Below are 22,468 nucleotides of genomic sequence, written 5' to 3'. Positions count from 1 at the left end.
GGCGTCAGTTCTTTAGATTGACCATGCGCTCAACCGCAAGCCGCGCACGTTCGGCGACGAGCGGATCCACATGGATTTCCTCCCTCATATAGACGAGGCTTTCGAGAATGTTCGGCAGTGTGATGCGCTTCATGTGCGGGCAGAGATTGCACGGCTTGATGAATTTGACGTCGGGTACTTCCGACTCGATGTTGGAGGCCATCGAGCATTCGGTGACCAGAAGCACCTTGGCGGGGCGATTATCTCTTACATAATTGATCATGCCGCTTGTCGAGCCGGTGAAGTCCGCGACAGCAACCACTTCCGGCGGGCATTCGGGGTGGGCAATGATCTGGATGTCCGGATCTGCAGCCTTGTAGGCGAGCAATTCGTCCGCGGTGAAACGCTCGTGCACTTCGCAATGGCCCTTCCATGTCAGCACCTTCACCTTGGTTTGGGCAGCTACGTTCTGGGCGAGAAATTCGTCGGGTAGGCACAATACGCGATCGACACCGAAGCTTTCGACGACCTGAACCGCATTGGCAGAGGTGCAACAAATATCGCTTTCAGCCTTCACTTCCGCGGACGTGTTGACATAGGTGACGATCGGCACGCCTGGGTAGGTCTCGCGCAATAGGCGCACATCGGCGCCGGTGATCGACTCGGCCAGCGAACAGCCGGCTTTCATATCCGGGATCAGCACGGTCTTGTGCGGATTAAGCAGCTTCGAGGTCTCCGCCATGAAGTGCACACCGCATTGAACGATGATGTCAGCGTCGACCTTCGTCGCTTCCTTGGCGAGTTGCAGAGAATCGCCGACGATATCCGCCACGCAGTGAAAGATCTCCGGTGTCTGGTAATTATGCGCGAGGATGACCGCATTGCGCTGCTTCTTCAGGCGATTGATCGCCGCCACATAGGGCGCATAGACTGGCCACTCGATGCGAGGGATATGGTGGGCAACGCGCTCGTAAAGATGCTCGGTCTCCGCGGCAACTTCCGGTGTGTAAGAGAGATCAGGCATCTCAAGAATACCATAGCGATCCGCTGCGGTTTGCCGCTCGTTGCGGTCGCTGGTCATGCGGGCAGTGCTGCTCATATCCACTTCCTCCTGGACACTCTTCACTGATCAACTCTGGCCGGCTCCCGGCCTGTGCAGTCGGTAGATCACATTTATACTCAATATGAGCATATTTATGATCAAAAGAAAAACGGCTAGGCCGTCAGCTGCTACATAAGGGATTATTTCGCTGGCTTCAAGAGGCTGATCTCATTGCACCACTGCCCAGAAGGGTGCGCCCTTTCGCGTCCCTGCCGCAAGCCGTCCCCCTATCTATGCCGTCTGAAATAGGTGTCGTCGTTGTAGTAACGGTCTTGCTGGTCGCGTTTCCACGGGCTGTCGCCGCCGACGCGAGGTGTGCAATCGGTGAAAACTTTGGCGTTGAAATCACTTGGCCGGTCGCAAAAGACCAGGGGGCTGACGCTTCCTGAATTGGTGCAACCTATAAGAACAAGGGTACCGAGCGCCAGAACCGGCAGAATTAGTCGCATATTTTCAATCCTTTATTCACCACTGCACAAACACGCCTACGCTTGTACCCATCAAACTCATTTAAGAATCAATCAACTCAATTCAATTGATTGGGATGGTAAATGCGCTAATCCTGCGTTTCTCAGAAATAAGGAAAGCGCCATGTCGCAGAACCAAGCAACAGCCGTCAAGCAAACTGGGGTACCGTGGCTGATTATTATCGCCGGGTGCCTTATTGCGCTCATGACGTTCGGTCCCCGCTCCGCCATGGGCTTCTTCCAGTTACCGTTGCTCGCCGAGAAAGGCTGGGATCGCACCACGTTCGGCATGGCCATGGCGCTGCAGAACCTCTTCTGGGGTGCAGGACAGCCCTTCTTCGGTGCGATTGCCGACAAATATGGCACATGGCGTGTGCTGTTTATGTCAGCGATTTTGTATTGCGGTGGTCTCGTGATGATGGCGTGGGCAACATCGCCAGGCTTGCTCTATCTGGGTGGCGGCGTGCTCGTAGGACTTGGCGTTGCGTCGGGTTCCTTTGGCATCATTCTGTCGGCCTTTGCCCGGAACGTTTCCGCCGCCAATCGCACTTTCGTCTTCGGTATCGGCACAGCGGCTGGCTCAGCCGGCATGTTCGTTTTTGCGCCGATCAGCCAGGGACTGATCGATCGGTTCGGCTGGTCTGACGGTCTGGTCTATCTCGGGCTTGCCATGCTGATCATTCCAATTCTCGCGATTCCGCTCCGAGGCAATTCTTCCAGCGGCAAAGTCAGTGAAGCGCATTACAAGCAATCTATTGGTGAAGCTCTGCGCGAAGCCTTTGGACATAAGAGCTATCTCCTGTTGACCACCGGCTTCTTTGTTTGCGGCTTTCAGGTGGCCTTCATCACAGCGCATTTTCCGGCCTATATCGGTGATATCGGTATCGATGCGACCTATGCGGTGCTAGCGCTCGCGCTGATTGGTTTTTTCAATATCATCGGCTCGCTGGCGTCAGGCGTCATCAGTCAGCGCTATTCCAAATCGAAATTCCTGGCTTATCTCTACCTGGGAAGGTCTATAGTGGTCACCGCCTTCCTGCTCTTGCCCCAGACCGGTACTTCGGTGATTGTTTTCTCGATCCTTATGGGCCTGATGTGGCTGTCAACAGTGCCGCCGACGAATTCACTTGTCGCCATCATGTTTGGCACGCGCCATCTCGGCATGTTGGGCGGCATCGTGTTCTTCTCGCACCAGATCGGCTCATTCCTCGGGGTATGGCTCGGCGGCTATCTCTATGATCATTTCGGCAGCTACAATCCGGTGTGGTGGCTCGGCGTGGTACTTGGCATTTTCGCAGCCATCGTTCACTGGCCGATCCAGGAAACGGCAGCGTATCGCCCTGCTCTCCAGCCTGCGGAATAGCTCCGATCAAGGCTGGAGGCGTTTGCGGATCGGCTCGAACTCCGGTGTAGTCTTGCGCTTCACCGGGTCAGGCTCATTGGCATCGATCGCTTCCCAGTATTTCCAATTCACTTTTTCGGACCCGAGCTCATAATCCATGCCGTCCCAGCTGTCTTCGCGGAAACTGTAGAAGGCCCAGTGCAGTTTGTTGCTGTCGAGTGCCGTCAGCACATCGTCGAGATAGGTCTTGCACCCGGCCAGCCGGCGCATGCAGCCAAATTCGCCGGCAACCACGCGACTAAGTGGTACACCATGCGCCGTTGCCCATTCGACAGGCTGAGCCAAATACTTCGCAACCTCCTGCGAATTCCACATCACGCTTGAACCGGCATAGGGCACCTCACCCGGATAGCCATAGGGCTTTTCCCGCTTCATATTGGGGGCACTGGTCGCTTCATAGGGTTCGTACATATGAAAGCTGTAGAGCACATTATTGTCAGCAAGTGCTGCCGGCCAGTAGCTGAACGCACCGGCCGCCGCATACCAGCCCGCATCGGCCATGATCGGCGTCACAGGATCGACCTTCCGGATTTCTGCTATGACCATATTGCAGAAAGCCAACAGATCGCGCGCTCCGCCTTTCTGCGCCTGATACCAGGCTTGCATGTCAGCGGGGCTCGCATGCTCCTGCAGCCCGCCCTTCTTTTCTGGCGCAGGTTCGTTAATCAGGTTGTAGGCGGCGATCGCAGGATGGTCCTTCAGGGCGGCGGCCAGATCATGCCAAAAACGCGCGGCGTCCTGCCATTTCCCCTTGTCCTGCCACAAGCGGTCATCGAACTTGCCATTATTGTTCTGAGCCCAGCGCATCGATGGCAACGAAAGAGGCGCGATGACGACTTTGAGCCCCGCCTTGTGGGCACGATCCAGCGTCGCGCGCAGCGTCGCAAGATCGCTTGCTGGAATGCCGTCATAATGATCTGCATCGCCAAGGAGGAAATCGCGTTTGGCTGGTTTCCATTTGTCGTAGGAAAGCCGTACCCACATCGCACCGTACTGTTGCAGGGCATCGAAATAGGCTTGATCGGGCGGCAGGCGATTGAAGCTGTTGCCGCCATGTTGTGGCTTATCCCAGAAACTGGACAGATCGGCAGCGTGTGCGCCGCAGGTCAGGCTCAGAGAAAGAACAAGTGTCGTCAAAACGCGCATCAACAATCGCCCCCTGCTTAATGAGCTTGCCAATTGCTTTAACAGTAAGGCGCTATTTGGTCGGGTCTCGGCGCGGTGCCGAGCTGCTTCGACCCTCCATTATTTGCCGCGAACAAAGCTTTCGAGCGGGAAGATTGCGCAGGTCTCCGTGCCATGGGCCAGCAGCTTGCCGGTGTTGTCTTTCAGGAAAGCCTCGGACGTTGCCAGCGTGCGGCCGCGATGGATCAGCCGGCCCTCGCAGAAAACAATGCCCATATCGGCGCTCAGCGGTCGCACCAGATTCACCTTGAACTCAGCCGTCGTATAGGCTTCACCCGGCCTGAGCGTCGTCATGATGCAGCAGGCCAAAGCCGAATCCATCAGGGTAGCAACCCAGCCGCCATGAATACCGCCTAGCGGATTGAGGTGCTCCGGTCTTGGCATTCCCTTGAAGACCACGCGATCCTGTTCGACCTCGTGCAAGGTGAAAGAGAGCGTCTTGGCCATGGGCGGCGCGGGATAGTCACCGCGCAGCATGGCCTGCAGAATATCAAGACCGCCGCGTGTTGCGAGGTCGCCAAGCGGCAGCAGACCGATGCCGCCGGGAAAATCGATCGCGGACAAATCGTCATAACTCATGGAAAAACAGACCTTTCCTGCTCGGAATGCCCCTGCCGCGGTGCATTTGTCAGTAATCTTGAAATGGCACTCAAAAAGCCGTCCCGTGCTTCCGGTGCCTTCTGTGCCCGAGGCTCCCAGACGTGGCGATTGAGGAAGAAGCTGGTCAAGCGGAACGCTGCATAGATCTCATCAAGCGACCCTGCACGCACGCTGGAACTGACCATGAAAGGTGGCATTTCCAGAAGCTTGTCAGCCCAGGGCGCACCGGCGTCGCGCGAGACTGCGCGTCCCGATTTCGGTGAAACATAGGCGAGGTTCTGATCACTGCCTGTCGCCGCGCAGCGCTTTAAATCAAGGCCGAACCCCAATTCTTCCAGCATCAGCACTTCGAATCGCAACAACAGTTCACCCGCGATCAGTGCATCTTCACAATGATCGAGAATGACGGCCAGGATTTCAAAGAGGTTTTGATGGGGATCACGCTCTGGCAAAAGCCGCAGATGTGCGGCGGCAAGTTGTAGTCCATAGAGAGCGACTGGCTGTTCTATCAGCCGCGCTGCGGCAAAGCTGACAGGTTCCACCAGCATCATGCCGAGGTGCTCGTCCATGCGCGCGCGCCAGACCACGTCGACACGGTTGCCCGGCTGGAGCAGCGGCTGCATGCGGCGGGAGCGTCCGCCACGCACGAGACCCAGATGGCGGCCGTGCTCGCGCGTCATCAATTCAAGGATGGCGCTGGTTTCCCCGTGCCGTCTCGTTCCAAGAATTATACCTTCGTCTCGCCATTCCATTGAAGGAACGTCGCGCTATCAGTGCGGGAATTCAAGGCCCATTTCGCGGTAACGTTCAGGATCATTGCCCCAATTGTCACGAACCTTGACGAAAAGGAACAGGTGAACCTTCTGCTCGAGGATTTCCATCAGTTCCTTGCGCGCAGCCTGCCCGATGGACTTGATCGCCTGGCCCTCATGGCCGAGCACAATCTTCTTCTGGCTGTCGCGCTCGACATAGATAACCTGCTGGATGCGAACTGAACCGTCCGGCTTTTCTTCCCAGCTTTCCGTCTCGATGGTCGAGGAATAGGGCAATTCATTATGCAGGCGCAGATACAGCTTTTCGCGGGTGATTTCCGCGGCAAGCATGCGCATCGGCATATCGGAAATCTGGTCTTCCGGGTAATACCACGGTCCTTCCGGCAGATTGTCGGCGAGGTATTTCAGCAGGTCCTTGCAGCCATACCCCTTCAATGCCGAAATCATGAAGGTCTTGTCGAAACTGACCTTTTCATTGGCTTTCTGCGCCAGTTCCAAAAGCTTCGGCGCTTCGATGCGGTCAACCTTGTTGAGGACGAGGATCACCTTGCGCTTCTTCTCGTGCAGGCTGTCGAGAATTGCCTCCGCCTCCTCATTGATCCCGAGTTCGGCATCGATGAGAACAAGAATAAGGTCGGCATCCTTGGCACCACCCCAGGCAGTCGTCACCATGGCGCGGTCAAGGCGGCGCTTCGGTTTGAAGATACCGGGGGTATCGACCAGCACCATCTGTGTTTGCTCGTGAATAACGATGCCGCGCACAAGGGCACGTGTGGTTTGCACCTTGTGCGTGACGATGGATACCTTGCTTCCAACCAGCTGGTTGACCAGCGTCGACTTGCCGGCATTCGGCGCGCCAATCAAAGCGATAAAGCCCGAACGGGTTGGCGCATCGGACTTGGCTTCGATCTCGGTTGTCTGGTCCTGATCGGTCATTTCGTATCTTCTTCCTGCGCCTTCTGACGGACGCCTTCGCGATAAAGCAATGCGACAGCAGCTTGCTGCTCTGCGATGCGCTTCGAACGGCCTATCCCGGTGGCCGGTTCGAAGCCTTTGACATTGACCTTTACGGTAAACTGCGGATCGTGATCCGGTCCAGTGCGGTCAACGACGGTATATTGAGGCTGCGCCCCATTCTGCTGGTGCGCCCATTCCTGCAGTTCTGTCTTCGGATCACGCTGCGCCGAATTGATTTCACGCGAGCGGGCGTTCCAGTAGCGTTCGATGAAAGGTTGCGCCGCTTCCAGCCCGCCGTCCAGATAAATCGTGGCGATCAGCGATTCGACGACATCGGCGCGCAGGCTCTTGAGGCGCTTGTCTGCCAGGCCCTTCACGTCTGAGCCAGTACGGATGAACTCGTGCAGACCGATTTCGTCAGCGACGGCTGCGCAGGTATCGGCATTGACGAGGGAGTTCAGACGCAGCGACAGTTCGCCCTCGCTCGCTGTCGGATAGGCGCGAAACAAAAGCTCGGCGATGACCAATCCAAGGACGCGGTCACCGAGAAATTCAAGGCGTTCATAGTCTGACCCTGCCGAAGGGCGTGCGCTTGCATGGGTAAGCGCACGCTCCAGACGAGCGAGGTCGCGAAAAGTGTGCTTGGTCTTTTCTTCCAGTCTGCGAACGGCCTCAGTGGACAGACTCATCGGCTCGTCAATTGCTCTTCACGGAATTGGGCGCACCGTTGACACTGTGCAACAGACGGTCGAAACGGAGTTCCGAAGGCCAGCGCCAGATTTCAAGCGGGCTTGCCTTGCCGGCAATCGAGAAGAAGATGACATTGGCGCGACCAATGAAGTTCTCGAGCGGCACATAGCCCACATCAAAGCGACTGTCGCTTGAGTTGTCGCGATTGTCACCCATCATGAAATAATGACCCGCTGGGACCACGAATTCCCGCGTGTCATCGCCGAGGCCATTCGGTGTCAAGTCGAGGGTGTCATAGGTGATGCCGTTCGGCAGCGTTTCGCGGTAGACATCGACCGGGCGGTTGACCTCCGTCACGTCGGAATTGTCGATTTGCCCGACCTTCACGCGCGGCACAGCCACATCATTGATGTAAAGCACGCCGGAGCGCATCTGAATCTTGTCGCCCGGAAGACCGATAACGCGCTTGATGAAGTCCAGCGACGTATCATTCGGCTTGCGGAATACAGCAATGTCACCGCGCTTCGGTTCACCGCCCCAGATGCGGCCGGAAAACAGATCCGGTGCAAACGGGATCGAATATTTCGAATAGCCATAGGAAAATTTGGAGACGAAGAGATAGTCGCCTTCCAGCAGCGTCGGTCGCATGGAACCCGACGGAATATTAAAGGGCTGAAACAGCAGCGTCCGGATGACAAGTGCGAGCAGCAGCGCCTGCACGATAACGCTGATTGTCTCGCCAAGACCGCCAGAATTCTTCACAACAGCTTTGTCGCTCACGTGTCTCATATCTCCAAAAACAAAATGTGACCCCTCTTAACCGCTGAAGGCTCCAGGGGCAATGCCGGTCTCCGGTGCTCAATGGCGTTTGATTGCGGCTATTCTTCGATTTTCAACGCTTCGATGATCACGAATGCTTGTGCGAGCGGAAAATCGTCGGTGATCGTCACGTGGATATGCGTCGTGTACCCGCTAGGCACGATCGCTGACAGACGCTCCGCCGCACCATTTGTCAGGTGCATGGTCGGCGCGCCGCTCGGTAGGTTGACCACACCCATGTCGCGCCAGAAAACGCCCCGTGAAAGCCCTGTGCCCAGTGCCTTGGCACAGGCCTCTTTTGCAGCGAAGCGCTTGGCGTAGGAGGCTGCGCGCTGCTTCCGGCGTTCGGATTTGGCTTGCTCGATGGGGGTATAAATCCGGTCTATGAACCGCTGACCATGTCTTTCGAGCGTTTTTTCAATACGCCTGATGTCGATCAAATCGCTACCGACGCCGATGATCATGTCGGCTCAGCGACCTTTTGAAGCCGAAACCCCGATTTGCGGCGGTTCTGAAAGCTCGCAACTGCCCAGCGGACTGGAAAATAGACTAGAAGTGCGGCGGCCAGACCAAGCGGTACAGCACCGATCAGCATTGGCTTGATCAGTGGTTCCCACAAAACGGCAAAATCCAGGTGGCGCAGCATCGAACCAAGATGGTGCGGCAGAGGATCTCCGCTGAGACTGCCGGTCATGACAAATCGCCCTGCCTCCAGCGTTGCGGCCCAGATAAAAGGCAGAATCAGCGGGTTTCCAAGCGTCGTCCCGATGACGGCAGCGGCGATATTTCCGCCAATGACCCACGCGACCGCCAGGGCAACGGCAATATGAATGCCGAGGATTGGAATGAATGCAGCAAAGATCCCGCAAGCAAAGCCAGCCGCGATCGCGTGCGGCGTCGCTCTTAACCGCAGAACGCGCTTGCCAAAATAACGCAAGGACCGGCCAATAGAGCGACGCGGCCAAAGCGCAACGCGCAACCGCTCACGAATGCCTGGTACGCTACGCCTTTTGAAAAGCATCTCTGTTCACGTTCCTCTATATCCAAACACCCCTCATACAGGATGTATGTGTCAAACCGGCCTCGGTATTCTCTACTGGATCAAATATTGCGACTACCGGGCTTAACGGGCGGAATTGCGGCAAGTTCCGGCGGAAGACTATCAGCAGGATAGGCCGGCACTTCGTATTCCGCCAGAGCAATCAATGGCACTCCGACATCAGTTTTTCCCGCCGACCGGTCGATGATGCATGCGGCCGCCAGCACATTGGCTCCCAATTCCTGCAAGCAGGTAACCGTTTCGCGTATCGAAAGCCCTGTCGTTACAATATCCTCCACGATGACAACGCGCGCGCCTTTGGCAATTTCAAACCGGCGGAGCTTGAATAGGCCATTTTCGCGCTCCACCCAGATCGCTGGAACGCCCAGGTGCCGCGATGTCTCGTAGGCGGGAATGATACCACCAATGGCAGGGCCCACCACATAGTCAATTTGGCCAAGTCCGGCAGCCCTGATCTTGTCGGCCAACCCCCGGCAGACGCGTTCCGTCTTGTCGGCATGCATGAAAACACGCGCCTTCTGCAGGAATATTGGGCTGCGCAAACCAGATGTCAGGATAAAATGTCCTTCAAGCACTGCACCCGCTTCGCGAAATACATCCAGAACTTCATTCGTGTTCATTTTCGCCCTCTACCCGTTGACGCGCTGCGCATCGCTAACGCATTTGCTCTCTTTAAGTTTCGATAATATCCGGTTGAGATGTTTGAGATTCCACACTTCGAGGTCGACAATCATTTGTGTGAAATCCGGTGCTGTGCGGACCATCGAAAGATTGTGAATATTGGTCTCATTCTCGGCAATGACCTGCGCAATTTCCGCCAGGGATCCCGGCGCATTGATCGCAGAAATGCTTATGCGAGCGGGGAAGCGATCGCGTCGGCCTTCGTCGATATCCCAGCGCACATCGATCCAGCGCTCGGGTTGATCGTCATAGGCCATCAGCGCCGATGACTGGATGGGATAGATCGTCATTCCAGAACCAGGTTGCAGAATGCCAACGATACGGTCGCCAGGCACCGCGCCTTCCGGCGAGAAATGCACAGGCATGTCAGGACTTGCGCCACGGATCGGCAATGCATTCGGTCCACCGGGCTCGAAACCGACGCCTTCTGGGCCTTCGGGCATCTTGAAGATCATGCCGGATGTGTTGCGGAAATTCACCCAGCCCTCCTCACGCTCGCTGGCGCTCGGCTTTGGCTTGGCATCCTGATACTCGGGGTAAACGGCTTTCATCACATCGGATGACGGCAATTCACCACGGCCAACTGCCGCCAGAACGTCGTCAAGCTCTTTGCGCGCCAGCCGTGGCAAGCCCTTTTTCAGTTCGTCGCGGGAATAGACTTTCCCTGCCCGCTCGAACGCCCGTTCGAGGATCTGCATGCCAAGCCCGGAATATTGTTTGCGAACGGCAAGGCGCGTTGCACGGCGGATGGCGGCGCGGGCCTTGCCGGTCACGACAATGGATTCCCATGCTGCCGGCGGCGTCTGGGCCTTCGAGCGGATAATCTCCACTTCATCGCCATTATGCAGTTCAGTCATCAACGGCATGATACGGCCATTCACCTTGGCACCGACGCAGCTGTCGCCAATATTGGTGTGAACTGCATAGGCAAAGTCGATCGGCGTTGCACCGCGCGGCAACGCGATCAAGCGGCCCTTCGGCGTGAAGCAGAAGACCTGGTCCTGAAACAGTTCGAGCTTGGTGTGTTCGAGAAACTCTTCCGGATTGTCACCCTCGGCCAAAGCTTCAATTGTTTGCCGCAGCCAGGCATAGGCATTGGTTTCCGTTGAAATGACATGCGGGTTCTGGGCGCTGCCACGATCCTTGTAGATCGAATGCGCTGCCACACCATATTCCGCAATGTCGTTCATTTCGCGGGTGCGTATCTGCAGCTCGACGCGCTGACGCGATGGGCCGACGATCGTGGTGTGGATCGACCGGTAATCGTTCTGCTTCGGCGTTGAGATGTAATCTTTGAAACGACCGGGAACCATGGACCATGTCGTATGAATAATGCCGAGCGCGTTGTAGCAATCGGCCACTGTATCGACGACCACTCGGAAACCGAAAATATCCGACAACTGCTCGAAGGAGAGACCCTTGCTTTCCATCTTGCGGAAGACCGACCATGCCTTCTTCTGGCGGCTTTTGACACTTGCTTTGATGCCATGCTTTTCGAACAGGCTCGACAGATCTGATTCGATCTGCTTGAGCGTCGCCCGGTTTTTCTCCATCAATTCCGCCAGCCGGTTGGTGACCGCGTTGAAGGCTTCGGGATTGATGTAGCGGAAAGCGAGCTGCTCCAACTCCTCGCGCATGTCCTGCATGCCCATGCGCCCGGCAAGCGGCGCATAGATGTCCATCGTCTCTTCTGATATGCGCAGGCGCTTGTCTTCCGGCACGTGATGGAGCGTGCGCATGTTGTGCAATCGATCGGCCAGCTTGACGAGCAGGACGCGCACGTCGTCAGAGATCGCCAGCAGCAGTTTACGCAGATTCTCGGCCTGAACCGCCTTCTTGGAAACAAGATCAAGCTTCTTCAGCTTCGTCAGTCCCTCGACCAGCCTGCCGATATCAGGGCCAAAAAGCGTGTCGATTTCCTGGCGGGTAGCCGAGGTATCCTCGATCGTATCATGCAGCAAGGCGATCGCGATGGTCGCCTCGTCGAGATGCATGTCGGTCAGGATGGCGGCGACTTCCAGCGGATGGGAAAAATAAGGATCACCTGATGCGCGCTTCTGATGGCCATGCTTTTGCATGGCATAGACATAAGCCTTGTTGAGAAGTGCCTCATTGACGTCAGGCTTGTAACGCTGAACACGCTCGACAAGCTCATACTGACGCATCATGGACGGGGGCCTCGCACACAGAAATTGATCACAGACAGAATTGTTATGCCGCCTATATGGTAATTGCGTTACCAAGCCGCAAAAATAATGCGCCGCAGAAACTGCGACGCATCAAAAAGCCTCGATCGGCTTATCCATCGCGCATGAAGCGCGACATTTGATTAATAGTCGTCGCTCTTTTCCGGGGCCACAAGGCCTTCGATACCGGCCAACAGCTCCTCTTCCGACATCGAGTCGAAGGAAACATTGTCGTCAGCATCCGTATCGGCGGCTTCACTGGCCTCGCTCTCGCCAGCCGTTACCTGCGGAACGGCAACTGCTTCCGGCTCATCCACTTCCACGTGCTTCTGCAGCGAATGGATCAAATCTTCCTTGAGGTCGCCCGGAGACAAAGTCTCTTCTGCAATCTCGCGCAGAGCAACAACTGGATTCTTATCGTTGTCGCGATCGATGGTGATCGCTGCACCTTGCGAAATCAGGCGGGCACGATGACTGGCGAGCAGAACCAGTTCAAACCGGTTCTCAACCTTGTCAACGCAATCTTCAACAGTGACGCGGGCCATGAACTGCCCCTTTCATTTTTTTCTGAATTAGCGGATTAATGCGCACATAACGCGGTTACGTGGAAAAAACAAGCAAAAGCGATCAATGCATTTTTAACGTCCTGTGGCGACTTCGTTGCCAAAGTCACATAATATTGAGCACTTCTGTCCAGAAACATATACAAAATTTCAATGTAGCTATTGGCTTTTGCCTCGACGCGACGTACTAAATATCCTACTTTCGTATAAGTTCAGATCGGGCTTTATTACCTCCAAGCTGATTTGAAATTGAAGCTCAGATTTTTGAAATGGAACCTCATTATGTTTGACCCACGTGAAAAGATCGTCTTGTTCATTGACGGTGCAAATCTCTACGCGGCTTCCAAGGTACTGGGATTCGATATAGATTATCGGAAACTTCTCGCTGCTTTCCAGAAGCGCGGATATTTGTTGCGTGCTTATTACTATACTGCCCTAGTAGAAGACCAGGAATACTCTTCAATTCGTCCATTGATCGACTGGCTTGACTACAATGGATACAAGGTCGTGACCAAGCCAGCGAAGGAATTCACGGATTCGGCTGGTCGCCGCAAGATCAAGGGCAATATGGACATCGAACTTGCTGTCGATGCGATGCAATTGACTGACACTGTTGACCATTTTGTTATCTTCTCCGGCGACGGCGATTTCCGTTCGCTGGTCGAAGCGCTGCAGCGCAAGGGCCGCAAGGTCAGCGTCGTATCGACGCTGTCGACACAGCCGCCGATGATCTCCGATGAACTGCGCCGCCAGGCCGATCACTTCATCGATCTCACCACGCTCCGCTCCGAAATTGGCCGTGAGGCATCCGAGCGCGCGCCGCGCCGCGTTGAAGAAGAACAGGTTGATTATTGAGCGCAGTTGAGACGGGCCCGGAGCCCTCTCCGGACTGCCCCATATGCACGCGCCTACATGATTTCATCGCCGCCTGGCGCGTGAAGGAGCCCGGCTGGCACAATGCGCCGGTGCCGACCTTCTTGCCCGTCGGCGGTGTCGAATCCGTGAAATTGCTGATCGTCGGCCTTGCGCCCGGTCTGCGTGGTGCCAACCGTACAGGGCGGCCTTTCACCGGCGATTACGCCGGCGATCTGCTCTACGGCACGCTCAGCGAATTCGGCTTCTCGCGCGGCACCTTCGCCGCCCGGCCCGATGACGGGCTGCAGCTGATCGACGCTGCCATCACCAACGCCGTTCGCTGCGTTCCGCCGGAAAACAAGCCGGTTGGTGGCGAAATCAGCAATTGCCGCCGGTTTTTGACGCCAACCATTGCGCAATTCACCAATCTCAGGGCCATTGTCACCCTCGGCACGATCGCACATCAATCGACAGTGCGGGCGCTCAAGCAGCCCGTGGCGAAGCACCCGTTCAGCCATGGCGGCCAGTCGGATATCGGCAATGTCCGGATCTTTTCGAGCTATCACTGCTCGCGCTACAACACCAATACCGGCCGGCTTACAGAACCGATGTTCAAGGGCGTGTTTGGTGGGGTGAGGCGTTATCTTGATGATATTACGGGGTAATCAAGATTCTCAACCTCCCTCATGGTGAGCCTGTCGAACCACGCACCAGCGCTATGCGTGGTTCGACAGGCTCACTATCAAGGGAGCGGGTTGATTGCAAAGAAGCGAACTCACCCTCGATCCCTCAGCAACCGTGACTTCTCTCTGTTCCAGTCGCGTTGCTTTTCGGTCTCGCGCTTGTCATGCAGCTTCTTGCCGCGCGCCACGGCAAGTTCCAGCTTCGCCCTGCCCCGGTCGTTGAAATAGAGCTTGAGCGGCACGACGGTCATGCCCTCGCGGTCGACCGATTGGGCCAGCCGTGACATTTCCCGCTTTGAAATCAGCAGCTTGCGGTGACGGCGCGGCTCATGGTTGAACCGGTTGGCCTGGAGATATTCCGGAATATAGGAGTTGATCAGCCAGAACTCGCCATTCTCCAGACTTGCGTAGCTCTCGGCAATGTTCGACTGGTTGTTGCGCAGTGACTTGACTTCGGTCCCCTGCAAAACAATGCCAGCCTCGAGCGTGTCGAGAATCTCGAAATTGAAGCGCGCTTTACGGTTCTCGGCAATGACCTTGCGAACCGTGATGGGTTTTGAGGCAGTCCTGGGCTTATTCATGCAAGCTATATAGTGATCCTGAGCTGACTTTTCAGTTGATCAGCCCCGCATGTTTCATCGCCTGATCGATGCGTTCTGCTGTGGCGGCTTCAATCGTAACCATCGGAGAACGCAGGGCATTTTGCATCTTGCCGAGCTTCGCCAGGGCATATTTCGGGCCGCTGGGATTGGGCTCGATGAACATTGCCTTGTGCAGCGGCATCAACCGGTCCTGCAGCGCCAGCGCCGCGTTGTAGTCGCCGCGCAGGGTCGCCGCCTGGAACTCTGCGCAGAGGCGCGGCGCGACATTCGACGTCACCGAAATGCAGCCGTGGCCGCCATGGGCGTTGAAGCCGAGCGCCGTCGCATCCTCGCCGGAGAGCTGGATGAAGTCTTTGCCGCAGGTCATGCGCTGCTCCGAGACGCGCTCGATCTTGCCGGTCGCATCCTTGACGCCCGCTATGTTCTTGAAATCATTGGCAAGCTGGCCCATCGTCTCCGGCGTCATGTCGATAATCGAGCGGCCCGGAATATTGTAGATGATGATCGGCAGCGACACGGCTTCGGCAATCGCCTTGTAATGGGCGTAAAGCCCGCGCTGGCTCGGCTTGTTGTAATAGGGCGTGACGACGAGAATGGCATCCGCCCCCGCCTTCTCGGAAAACTCAGCCAATTCAATGGCTTCGCGCGTGTTGTTTGAACCCGCACCGGCGATTACCGGCACTTTTCCGGCAGCTTCCTCAATGCAGACCTCGACCACGCGCTTATGCTCGGCATGGGACAGGGTCGGCGATTCACCGGTGGTGCCGACGGGCACGAGACCATTGGTTCCCTCGGCGATCTGCCAGGAAACAAAGGCGCGAAAGGCTTTCTCGTCGAAGCTGCCGTCTTCGGTGAAGGGCGTGACGAGAGCGGTGATTGAGCCTTTCAGCATGGGAAACTCCAAAGAATAAATGAACCTCCCAGAACCGTTGCCGGTCATGAGGTGGCGCACCATAGTCGCGTGAGGCGTGCGGGGCAAGTTCATTTCCCTGATGAAATTCATCAACCAGATACATGTAAAACTCCCGCCGCGGTTGATTTTCTTGTGCGAGATTCGGCGATTCTTGTGTGAGAATCGGCAAGTTTTGTGCATGAACCGCGTGGTTTCAAACATCTCATCCGGCGAAAACCGTCACAAAACTCAAAAGCGAGAAAACGCCCCCTAAACGGCAGTCCTGCAACTGGTATTAATGAAACGCTCGTTCAATTAAGTGATCGTTCATATGAATACGCGTGCGAGAATTTGCGCAACTTTCCGTACACTCTTGGTAGAGAAAATGCTCGTCGCTCGCGCGGCGACTGCCAAGGAACCTTGACTTCAAGGAAGCATAAATTGCGAGGCACTTGAGTATAATTTAGCCGCATCGTGAGGGATGAACGGCTTATGGATAAGTCGATGCTTATCCACGTTTTGCCCCTGGCCAGCCCGGGATCAGCGCATCCAGCTCCGGCAGCAGCACAACGCTCTCCTGCTCGTTCGGATCGGTGCGCGCGATGATGGCAGTGCAGGGCGTATTGCTAAGATTAGCGGGCAGATGCGGAACACCGGCAGGAATATAGAAGAGCTCGCCGGCATGCACCACGACATGCTCTTCCAGCTGATCGCCGTACCAGGTGTGCGCCTCTCCGGACAGCACATAGATCGCGGTTTCGTGGGCCTCGTGCAAATGGGCCTTGGCGCGCACGCCAGGCGGAATCGTTAGAATGTGCATGCAGATGCCTGTGGATCCGACTGTTTCGGCCGCAATACCCTCGAAATAGTTGAGCCCCTGCCTGCCGCCATAGGTGTGGTGGGGTTTGACGATATGGCAGGTGGGCTTCGAACTGGCGTCCATGGCAATGCTCCATCGGATTCACGGCGAGGTTTCTCGGCCGGGCTCACAATAGCACGCAGCCGGCAGCGGTCGTGCTGTAAAATCATGACAGCGAAGCGGCTCACCATGAGGGGGCTCGGATGCGGTAACGGGCGGTGATTGCTCACCTCCGCTTTAGGCCAGTTGCAGTTTCCAGAATGAAAACATCGTCATTACCCGCTGTTGCCTGCTGGTTGGTCGTTTGCGCCGACCAGGGACCGTTATAAACGCTAAGATCAGTGAAAATTGCTTGTGAAAGTTGTGAGCCGACCATGGCCCTCCCCCTAAAGGGCTGCACGGGCCGGTATCCCCGCGGGGCCTGCTACCCCTGCAACTGCGGGCTAAATCATACGCCTCCTTTTGGACTAATCAAAGTAACTTAGTGTATAATCCGAAGTCGATCTTACGTAAGATGGATACTCACAAAGAAGTAATACTTAATCATCAAGAAGAGCAATTGATGTTTTGGAACAGATAGTTGCGTGGAAATGCGGGTACGTCGTTCGACAAGCGCACCATGAGGGAGGCCGGGCTCGGCTGGCCGGATGGTCACAAACACGTTATCCTTCAAATCGAAATTGTCCGGCTAACGCTTTGTTAAGGGTGCTTTCATACGTCCGCCACTATTATCTGAATGATATCATCCTCGGATCAGGGGCACCTCACGATCCGCTTCAAATAAACTGGTAGTTGTATGCTGAGAACTTCTGTTTTGCGTCATGTTCTTCTTGGCCTCACCGTTGCGCTGCCAACGGGGTTGAGCGCTGCGGCTTCCCATGCCCAAACGCCTGTGCCTTCGGCCGCGATCCCGGTACCGGGGTTGAAGCCTTTTGCCTCGACGCAGACGCGGTTGAGCCCGGCTGCGCAGGCGGTGTCGGCGCACCCGGACCCGGTGACGACGGCGGGCATCACCCAGCCTTCAAAGCCATCGGCAATCGCCAGCAGCCTGAAGACCGGGCTCGATGCGATCGCTTCCGGAGATGTGAACCGCGCCTTAAGCATCCGCAATGGCCTGCCAATCAATGCGCTCGACCGGCACATATTGACCTGGGCGATCGGGCTCTCCAATGCGCCGGGCGTGCCGAGCTCGGAGATCGCGCATGCGGCCGCCGAACTGCCGGGCTGGCCGGGCATGGCGACCTTCCGCAACAATTCGGAACGGGCGCTCTACAAGGAAAATCCGGCGCCATCGATCGTCATCAATGCGTTCGGCAATACGCCGCCGCAGACGGTGGAAGGCGTGGTCATCCTCGCCCGCGCGTATGTGGCAAGTGGAAATGCGGCCCGCGCGCGGCAGATCCTCGGCCCATTCTGGCGCACGAAAAAGCTGGAGGACGGTCAGGAAGCGATGGTCCTGAAAGAGTTTTCCGGGGTGATTGCCCGCGAAGACCACCTGACGCGCATGCTGACCATGCTCTATGAGGGCAAGGTCAAATCCGCCGGGCGTGTCGCCAAGCTTGCCAATGCGGATTCGCTGTTCCAGGCCTTTGCCGCCGTCTTGCAGAAGTCGCCCGATGCGGGCAAGAAGCTGGCGCAGGTCGATGGATCCTGGTCACGCAATGCCGCATATATCTTTGCCAAGGCGCAATATTTGCGGCGCGAGGAGAAGTTCCGGGAGGCGGCTGACGTGATGGCGACCGCACCGCGCGATGCTTCCTCGCTGGTCGACCCGGACGCCTGGTGGACCGAGCGGCGGGTGCTGTCGCGCGAACTTCTCGACATTGGCGATGCCAAGCGCGCCTATCGTCTGGCGGCGCTGCACAGCGCCGAAACGCCGAGCGTGGCGGCGGATGCGGAGTTTCATGCGGGCTGGGTGGCGCTGCGGGCGCTGAACGATCCGACGACGGCGCAGCGGCACTTCGCGCACATCGCCGAGATATCGTCGAAACCGATGTCGGCCTCGCGCGCCTATTACTGGCTCGGCCGTGCGGCGGAAGCCGGCAGCGCCGGCAGCGCACGCGACTATTATTCACGCGCGTCGCGCTATGGCACCACATTCTACGGCCAGCTCGCGGCGGCAAAGCTCGGACAATCCGGGTTGCAGCTGCCCTACCCCAAGCCGACCGATGCCGAGCGGGTGCGCTTTGCCCAGCGCGAGGCTGTGCGGGCGATCCAGCGGCTGGAAGATACCGGCTATGATTCACGCGCGGCGATGCTTTATACGAGCCTGGCGCAGGAGCTGGACAGTCCCGGTGAACTGGCGCTGCTGGCGGTAATGGCCGAGCGCAAGAACAACCACTATGTTGCGCTGCGTGTGGGCAAGGCGGCGGCGCAGCGCGGCATCGATGTCGGCGCACTGTCGCACCCGATCGGCGCCATTCCCGGCAACGCCAATATTTCCGGCTCCGGCACGGCGCTGGCCTACGCGATCGCCCGGCAGGAGAGCGAATTCAACCCGGCTGCCGTCTCGAGCGCCGGGGCACGCGGCCTGCTGCAACTATTGCCCGGCACGGCAAAGGGTGTCGCCACCCGCGCCGGCATGAGCTATTCGAAGGACCGGCTGACCACCGACGCCGCCTATAATGCCACGCTCGGTGCGAAATTCCTCGGCGAGCAGATCTCGAAGTTCGATGGTTCGTATGTGCTTACCTTCGCCGGCTACAATGCCGGACCGACGCGCGCCAATGAATGGGTGGCGAAATATGGCGACCCGCGCGGCAAGTCCGTCGACGAGGTCGTCGACTGGATCGAGCGCATCCCCTATACCGAAACGCGCAACTATGTGCAGCGGGTGATGGAGAACTACGAGGTCTATAAGGCACGGCTTACCGGTAAGGCGCAGATCGAGAGCGACCTGACCGCCGGGCGGCAGGGCTGATCGATTGGCAAAGCCGTTCCGCGAGATCACCTATGACGCGCCTGACGGCCTGAAGCTTTATGCGCGGGTCTATGAACCGGCGCGCGAGGTGGATAGCCTGCCACTGGTCTGCCTGCCGGGCCTGACGCGCAACGCCAGAGATTTTCACGAGCTCGCCCTCGCCCTCGCCAGTCACGCGACAACGCCGCGCCGGGTGATCAGCTTCGATTATCGCGGGCGCGGCATGTCGGCCTATGACCCGGACTGGTCGCACTATAATATCGCCACCGAGGCCGGTGACGTGATTGCCGGTCTTGCCCACCTTGGGATCGACCGGGCGATAATTCTCGGCACCTCGCGCGGCGGGCTGGTGATCCATATCCTCGCCGTTGTCGCGCCGCAGCTGCTGGCAGGGGTGATCCTCAACGATATCGGTCCGGAGCTCGCGCTCGAGGGATTGATCGAGATCGGCCAGTATCTGAGCAGTCCGCGTGAGCCGAAAACCTGGGCGGAGGCGGCCGAGCTGCAGTGGACCGTGCACGGCCCCGCCTTTCCAGCGCTGAGCCGGGCCGATTGCGAACGCTTCGCCCGGGCGATCTATCGCGAGCGCGATGGGGTGATCGTCCCGGATTATGACCAGAACCTGCTCAGGACCATGGATGGCGTTGACCTGACGCAAAAACTGCCGGACCTGTGGGCGCAGTTCGACCTTTTGGCCGAGCTGCCACTGCTCGTTATCCGCGGCGAAAACACTAAGCTGCTGGCACCCGAAACAGTCGAGGAAATGACGCGGCGGCACCCTGCCCTGCAGGTGATCAACGTCGCCGGGCAGGGCCACGCCCCGCTGCTGGAGACCGGACAATTGCCGGAATTGATCGCAGCATTCGTCGCGGGCGTGGATTTGCGGCGGGTTTAGGGCTCTCGGCCACAGAGGATGCCGATTATCTCTCCCCTTGCGGGAGAGAAGGGATTTTCCTGGATTTAGCCTCTTCGCTAAATCCCTGGAAAATCCACGCGAGGGGATTTGCAATCATTGAAGTATCCCCTCTCTTGCGATTTGTCGCACTTAGAAGGCTAAGACGCTGAAATCGCTACCGCCGTCTCGCCCGCCTTCGGCCCCCGCAAGGAGGGAGATAGGCGGCATCCTCGTTGCCGGCACACCTCTCAAGAGGGAGATAAGCGTTCAGCGGCTTTTGCCGGTTCTTGACGTCTTTGCAGGAGCCTTGGGCGAAGCGGCGGGCTTCGCCTTGGCCGCCCTCGCCCCATTCGCCGGCCGCACCAATGCCGCCGCCTGTTCGCCCCATTTCTCGCGATGGGCACGGCCGGGAAAGCCGATCTCCTCGCTGACCCAATGTCCCTCTCTGGCACTCCAGGCGGCAATCTGGTCATAGTGAAAAATGCCGAGTTCGAAGAGTTTCGATTGAATCACATTGCCGATGCCGTCGATCTCGATCAGCCTGTCGGGTTTACCGCGCCGAGCCGCCTTCAGGGTAACGGGACGGTTCTTATCGTCCTGGCGCGGATTTTTTGCACGTTTCGCCGCCACCCTGGCCGAACTCTTCCGGGCTGCCGGCTTGCGTCCGCCCTTGGCCGCAGGGTCAAGTGCCGGAACCGGCTCGGCTGGCGGAATCATCGCAGCCGCTTGCTTCGCAGACTTTTTGACATCGTCATTGGCCGGCGTTACCAGGGCCGACAAGGAGGCAATCCGCGCATCAGCAGCGCGTGTCGAGCCCTCGGAAACCGATTCCTTTTTAGGCGCGAACCTTTTGAAAATATTACCTAAAATAGCGCCGACGATGAACGCTGCGGCAATGAGAAACAGCGACTGAAGAATGAATACAACCATCGTTCCTATCTCACTTGACGCGGCGTTCAGCTATTCGAACCGTCATACGTCGACCAACCGACATAGAAGCCCGCAAGAACAGCTATCAATAGAAAAAGCCAGAGCTGGCTGATGAGATACCACATCGTGTTTCCCCCTGAACCTCGTCTTCAGCCGCCGCTCGTATTCACCGGCACTGCCAGTTTGATCTCACCCGCCTTGCCATTGCCCGGAATGGCCAGGCGCAGCGCGGCATTCAGCGCATCATAGTCGGCGGAATTGGCTGCCGTCCCGCTGATATTATAGATGTTGCCCGAAATTTCCACCTCGCCATTGGTCAATTGAGCCGCCTGGGCCAGCGCAAAATTGACGAGATCGAAGAAGCCGTCAGGGGCGCCCCGGGCCACGGCCAGTTCGTCGAGGATTTCGATGCCGGGCATGGCATTTTCTGCAGCCGCCAGAATTTTGGCGCGCGAATCGCCGTAGGGCACGTTGCCCGACAGCAGGATTCCATCGTCCGACTTGGTGACGACGAAGGAAAATGGATCGGCGAGCGGCAGAAGCGTGGTCTGATTATCGACGACGCGGACACCTTTCGTGTCTTCGGCAATTTTCAGCGCGGACGCGAGAGCCTCCTCCGAGGGGGCAACGCCTTTCAATGTCAGATCGCGACCATCGATTTCGGCGCTTGCCCATGGATTCTCGGCTTCGAGCGCTGCATTGGCAGAATCTGTGAGCTGCTGGTCGATGGGGCCGGTCAGGAACCATCCCGCTAAAACCGTCAGCAATGCAATGGTGATAACGCCTGGCCAGAACCAGCTTTTCAAGGTGCGCATAGCCACTTTCTCTTCACGCATAGGCCGATGTCCTGCCTGATGTTCAGCGCCATATCAACAGGGCGGCGTTTCCCCGGACTATAGGACGAATGTGCGGCAAAATTTCCAGTGCTGACAAAAGAAAACCCGGCAGCTCGCGCTGCCGGGTCTCAATCAACCAATCCAGTGAAGGATTAGAAGTTACGCTGGAAGCGGATGATACCGCCGAATGCGTCGTCGCTGCCGCCGTTGAATTCAGAAAGATCTGCACGGGCACCATCAAACTTGGTGTAGTTGATTTCAGGCGTGATCACAAAACCAGGAACCAGCTCGTAAGCTACGTTAAGAGCGAAAGCATAGGTGCCTTCTTCTTCGTATGCGCCCTGACCGTTAAGGGTTGCCTTGTCGGTAAGCTTAGCAGAGAAGCCTGCCCAAGCAGCCCAATCGCCTTCCCATTCGCCGAACCAGTTACGGTTATCGGTGTTGCTGATTATACCGGTAACTGGATCAACGTCTGGAGACGAGTAGTCAGACTGATAACCACCCATTACGAAGGCGGAGATCGTGTCGGTGA

The 22,468-nt window shown here is 57.3% G+C and carries 24 protein-coding genes; 5 read left to right on the top strand and 19 right to left on the bottom strand.

Features of this window, described 5'->3' with window-relative positions:
- Nucleotides 1-4: 4 nt before the first annotated feature.
- Together nadA and AAAC48_RS13525 are read right to left on the bottom strand one after the other, a co-directional pair.
- A complete protein-coding gene (gene nadA, locus AAAC48_RS13530; protein WP_340654675.1) occupies nucleotides 5-1,078 on the bottom strand; it encodes a quinolinate synthase NadA in 1,074 nt (357 codons plus the stop codon).
- A gap of 230 nt (nucleotides 1,079-1,308) precedes the next feature.
- Nucleotides 1,309-1,530, bottom strand: coding sequence for a hypothetical protein (locus AAAC48_RS13525; RefSeq protein ID WP_340654674.1), 222 nt, complete (start codon nucleotides 1,528-1,530; stop codon nucleotides 1,309-1,311).
- 142 nt (nucleotides 1,531-1,672) lie between these two features.
- Here AAAC48_RS13525 and AAAC48_RS13520 point away from each other — a divergent pair, with 142 nt between their 5' ends.
- Nucleotides 1,673-2,911 (top strand): MFS transporter, encoded by a 1,239-nt coding sequence (locus AAAC48_RS13520; RefSeq protein WP_340654673.1) that lies wholly within the window; start codon nucleotides 1,673-1,675, stop codon nucleotides 2,909-2,911.
- A 6-nt stretch (nucleotides 2,912-2,917) separates the two neighbouring features.
- On the opposite strand, the gene AAAC48_RS13515 is transcribed toward AAAC48_RS13520, so the two are convergent.
- From AAAC48_RS13515 to rpoZ, 11 genes are all read right to left on the bottom strand, one after another.
- Nucleotides 2,918-4,096 carry a cellulase family glycosylhydrolase gene (locus AAAC48_RS13515; protein ID WP_340654672.1) on the bottom strand — a complete coding sequence of 393 codons (1,179 nt, stop codon included), beginning with the start codon at nucleotides 4,094-4,096 and terminating at the stop codon, nucleotides 2,918-2,920.
- Nucleotides 4,097-4,195: 99 nt separating this feature from the next.
- A complete protein-coding gene (locus AAAC48_RS13510; protein WP_340654671.1) occupies nucleotides 4,196-4,714 on the bottom strand; it encodes a PaaI family thioesterase in 519 nt (172 codons plus the stop codon).
- Complete coding sequence (recO, locus tag AAAC48_RS13505) at nucleotides 4,711-5,487, bottom strand: DNA repair protein RecO (protein ID WP_340654670.1); 777 nt, start codon at nucleotides 5,485-5,487, stop codon at nucleotides 4,711-4,713. The genes AAAC48_RS13510 and recO overlap by 4 nt, the downstream gene beginning before the upstream one ends.
- An 18-nt stretch (nucleotides 5,488-5,505) precedes the next feature.
- Nucleotides 5,506-6,444, bottom strand: a complete 939-nt coding sequence (gene era / locus AAAC48_RS13500; RefSeq protein ID WP_340654669.1) for a GTPase Era — start codon at nucleotides 6,442-6,444, stop codon at nucleotides 5,506-5,508.
- Nucleotides 6,441-7,154 (bottom strand): ribonuclease III, encoded by a 714-nt coding sequence (rnc, locus tag AAAC48_RS13495; RefSeq protein ID WP_340654668.1) that lies wholly within the window; start codon nucleotides 7,152-7,154, stop codon nucleotides 6,441-6,443. The genes era and rnc overlap by 4 nt, the downstream gene beginning before the upstream one ends.
- A gap of 7 nt (nucleotides 7,155-7,161) precedes the next feature.
- Nucleotides 7,162-7,944: a signal peptidase I gene (lepB, locus tag AAAC48_RS13490; RefSeq protein ID WP_340654667.1), complete on the bottom strand. Its 783-nt coding sequence runs from the start codon at nucleotides 7,942-7,944 to the stop codon at nucleotides 7,162-7,164.
- Between the two features lie 89 nt (nucleotides 7,945-8,033).
- A complete protein-coding gene (acpS, locus tag AAAC48_RS13485; protein ID WP_340654666.1) occupies nucleotides 8,034-8,438 on the bottom strand; it encodes a holo-ACP synthase in 405 nt (134 codons plus the stop codon).
- The gene (locus AAAC48_RS13480; protein ID WP_340654665.1) at nucleotides 8,435-8,995 is read right to left on the bottom strand and encodes a DUF2062 domain-containing protein; all 561 of its coding nucleotides are present in this window, start codon (nucleotides 8,993-8,995) and stop codon (nucleotides 8,435-8,437) included. The genes acpS and AAAC48_RS13480 overlap by 4 nt, the downstream gene beginning before the upstream one ends.
- Nucleotides 8,996-9,075: 80 nt before the next feature.
- Nucleotides 9,076-9,654, bottom strand: coding sequence for an orotate phosphoribosyltransferase (pyrE, locus tag AAAC48_RS13475; RefSeq protein WP_340654664.1), 579 nt, complete (start codon nucleotides 9,652-9,654; stop codon nucleotides 9,076-9,078).
- 9 nt (nucleotides 9,655-9,663) lie between these two features.
- Complete coding sequence (locus AAAC48_RS13470) at nucleotides 9,664-11,883, bottom strand: bifunctional (p)ppGpp synthetase/guanosine-3',5'-bis(diphosphate) 3'-pyrophosphohydrolase (RefSeq protein ID WP_340654663.1); 2,220 nt, start codon at nucleotides 11,881-11,883, stop codon at nucleotides 9,664-9,666.
- Between the two features lie 161 nt (nucleotides 11,884-12,044).
- Nucleotides 12,045-12,446, bottom strand: coding sequence for a DNA-directed RNA polymerase subunit omega (gene rpoZ, locus AAAC48_RS13465; RefSeq protein WP_340654662.1), 402 nt, complete (start codon nucleotides 12,444-12,446; stop codon nucleotides 12,045-12,047).
- A 300-nt stretch (nucleotides 12,447-12,746) separates the two neighbouring features.
- Here rpoZ and AAAC48_RS13460 point away from each other — a divergent pair, with 300 nt between their 5' ends.
- Nucleotides 12,747-13,319, top strand: coding sequence for an NYN domain-containing protein (locus AAAC48_RS13460; RefSeq protein ID WP_340654661.1), 573 nt, complete (start codon nucleotides 12,747-12,749; stop codon nucleotides 13,317-13,319).
- Entirely contained in the window at nucleotides 13,316-13,984 is a 669-nt protein-coding gene (locus AAAC48_RS13455; RefSeq protein ID WP_340654660.1) for a uracil-DNA glycosylase, read from the top strand. The genes AAAC48_RS13460 and AAAC48_RS13455 overlap by 4 nt, the downstream gene beginning before the upstream one ends.
- Nucleotides 13,985-14,094: 110 nt before the next feature.
- Here AAAC48_RS13455 and smpB read toward each other — a convergent pair whose 3' ends face one another.
- The 3 genes from smpB to AAAC48_RS13440 form a co-directional block, all read right to left on the bottom strand.
- On the bottom strand, nucleotides 14,095-14,583 hold the full coding sequence (gene smpB / locus AAAC48_RS13450) for an SsrA-binding protein SmpB (RefSeq protein WP_340654659.1): 489 nt from the start codon (nucleotides 14,581-14,583) through the stop codon (nucleotides 14,095-14,097).
- A gap of 31 nt (nucleotides 14,584-14,614) precedes the next feature.
- Complete coding sequence (gene dapA, locus AAAC48_RS13445; protein WP_340654658.1) at nucleotides 14,615-15,496, bottom strand: 4-hydroxy-tetrahydrodipicolinate synthase; 882 nt, start codon at nucleotides 15,494-15,496, stop codon at nucleotides 14,615-14,617.
- A gap of 508 nt (nucleotides 15,497-16,004) precedes the next feature.
- Nucleotides 16,005-16,439, bottom strand: coding sequence for a cupin domain-containing protein (locus AAAC48_RS13440; RefSeq protein WP_340654657.1), 435 nt, complete (start codon nucleotides 16,437-16,439; stop codon nucleotides 16,005-16,007).
- 712 nt (nucleotides 16,440-17,151) lie between these two features.
- On the opposite strand from AAAC48_RS13440, the gene AAAC48_RS13435 reads away from it, so the two are divergent.
- Nucleotides 17,152-19,275: a lytic transglycosylase domain-containing protein gene (locus AAAC48_RS13435; RefSeq protein WP_340654656.1), complete on the top strand. Its 2,124-nt coding sequence runs from the start codon at nucleotides 17,152-17,154 to the stop codon at nucleotides 19,273-19,275.
- Nucleotides 19,276-19,279: 4 nt separating this feature from the next.
- Nucleotides 19,280-20,170, top strand: coding sequence for an alpha/beta hydrolase (locus AAAC48_RS13430; RefSeq protein ID WP_340654655.1), 891 nt, complete (start codon nucleotides 19,280-19,282; stop codon nucleotides 20,168-20,170).
- A 267-nt stretch (nucleotides 20,171-20,437) separates the two neighbouring features.
- Here AAAC48_RS13430 and AAAC48_RS13425 read toward each other — a convergent pair whose 3' ends face one another.
- The 3 genes from AAAC48_RS13425 to AAAC48_RS13415 all read right to left on the bottom strand — a co-directional run.
- Nucleotides 20,438-21,100 carry a hypothetical protein gene (locus AAAC48_RS13425; protein ID WP_340654654.1) on the bottom strand — a complete coding sequence of 221 codons (663 nt, stop codon included), beginning with the start codon at nucleotides 21,098-21,100 and terminating at the stop codon, nucleotides 20,438-20,440.
- 149 nt (nucleotides 21,101-21,249) lie between these two features.
- Nucleotides 21,250-21,936, bottom strand: coding sequence for a BON domain-containing protein (locus AAAC48_RS13420; protein ID WP_340654653.1), 687 nt, complete (start codon nucleotides 21,934-21,936; stop codon nucleotides 21,250-21,252).
- Between the two features lie 152 nt (nucleotides 21,937-22,088).
- The coding region (locus AAAC48_RS13415) for a porin (protein WP_340654652.1) at nucleotides 22,089-22,468 on the bottom strand (380 nt) is incomplete at its 5' end.

The sequence above is a fragment of the Phyllobacterium sp. genome, from assembly GCF_037994405.1.
In the GTDB taxonomy this organism is placed as follows: Bacteria; Pseudomonadota; Alphaproteobacteria; order Rhizobiales; family Rhizobiaceae; genus Phyllobacterium.
Note: the sequence above shows the minus strand (reverse complement) of the source record. Positions and strands in the feature narration are given on the sequence as shown.

Coding starts and splice junctions, on each gene's coding strand:
- nadA (WP_340654675.1), bottom strand. CDS start 1,078: ATGAGCAGCACTGCCCGCATGACCAGCGACCGCAACGAGCGGCAAACC.
- AAAC48_RS13525 (WP_340654674.1), bottom strand. CDS start 1,530: ATGCGACTAATTCTGCCGGTTCTGGCGCTCGGTACCCTTGTTCTTATA.
- AAAC48_RS13520 (WP_340654673.1), top strand. CDS start 1,673: ATGTCGCAGAACCAAGCAACAGCCGTCAAGCAAACTGGGGTACCGTGG.
- AAAC48_RS13515 (WP_340654672.1), bottom strand. CDS start 4,096: ATGCGCGTTTTGACGACACTTGTTCTTTCTCTGAGCCTGACCTGCGGC.
- AAAC48_RS13510 (WP_340654671.1), bottom strand. CDS start 4,714: ATGAGTTATGACGATTTGTCCGCGATCGATTTTCCCGGCGGCATCGGT.
- recO (WP_340654670.1), bottom strand. CDS start 5,487: ATGGAATGGCGAGACGAAGGTATAATTCTTGGAACGAGACGGCACGGG.
- era (WP_340654669.1), bottom strand. CDS start 6,444: ATGACCGATCAGGACCAGACAACCGAGATCGAAGCCAAGTCCGATGCG.
- rnc (WP_340654668.1), bottom strand. CDS start 7,154: ATGAGTCTGTCCACTGAGGCCGTTCGCAGACTGGAAGAAAAGACCAAG.
- lepB (WP_340654667.1), bottom strand. CDS start 7,944: ATGAGACACGTGAGCGACAAAGCTGTTGTGAAGAATTCTGGCGGTCTT.
- acpS (WP_340654666.1), bottom strand. CDS start 8,438: ATGATCATCGGCGTCGGTAGCGATTTGATCGACATCAGGCGTATTGAA.
- AAAC48_RS13480 (WP_340654665.1), bottom strand. CDS start 8,995: ATGCTTTTCAAAAGGCGTAGCGTACCAGGCATTCGTGAGCGGTTGCGC.
- pyrE (WP_340654664.1), bottom strand. CDS start 9,654: ATGAACACGAATGAAGTTCTGGATGTATTTCGCGAAGCGGGTGCAGTG.
- AAAC48_RS13470 (WP_340654663.1), bottom strand. CDS start 11,883: ATGATGCGTCAGTATGAGCTTGTCGAGCGTGTTCAGCGTTACAAGCCT.
- rpoZ (WP_340654662.1), bottom strand. CDS start 12,446: ATGGCCCGCGTCACTGTTGAAGATTGCGTTGACAAGGTTGAGAACCGG.
- AAAC48_RS13460 (WP_340654661.1), top strand. CDS start 12,747: ATGTTTGACCCACGTGAAAAGATCGTCTTGTTCATTGACGGTGCAAAT.
- smpB (WP_340654659.1), bottom strand. CDS start 14,583: ATGAATAAGCCCAGGACTGCCTCAAAACCCATCACGGTTCGCAAGGTC.
- dapA (WP_340654658.1), bottom strand. CDS start 15,496: ATGCTGAAAGGCTCAATCACCGCTCTCGTCACGCCCTTCACCGAAGAC.
- AAAC48_RS13440 (WP_340654657.1), bottom strand. CDS start 16,439: ATGGACGCCAGTTCGAAGCCCACCTGCCATATCGTCAAACCCCACCAC.
- AAAC48_RS13435 (WP_340654656.1), top strand. CDS start 17,152: ATGCTGAGAACTTCTGTTTTGCGTCATGTTCTTCTTGGCCTCACCGTT.
- AAAC48_RS13425 (WP_340654654.1), bottom strand. CDS start 21,100: ATGGTTGTATTCATTCTTCAGTCGCTGTTTCTCATTGCCGCAGCGTTC.
- AAAC48_RS13420 (WP_340654653.1), bottom strand. CDS start 21,936: ATGCGTGAAGAGAAAGTGGCTATGCGCACCTTGAAAAGCTGGTTCTGG.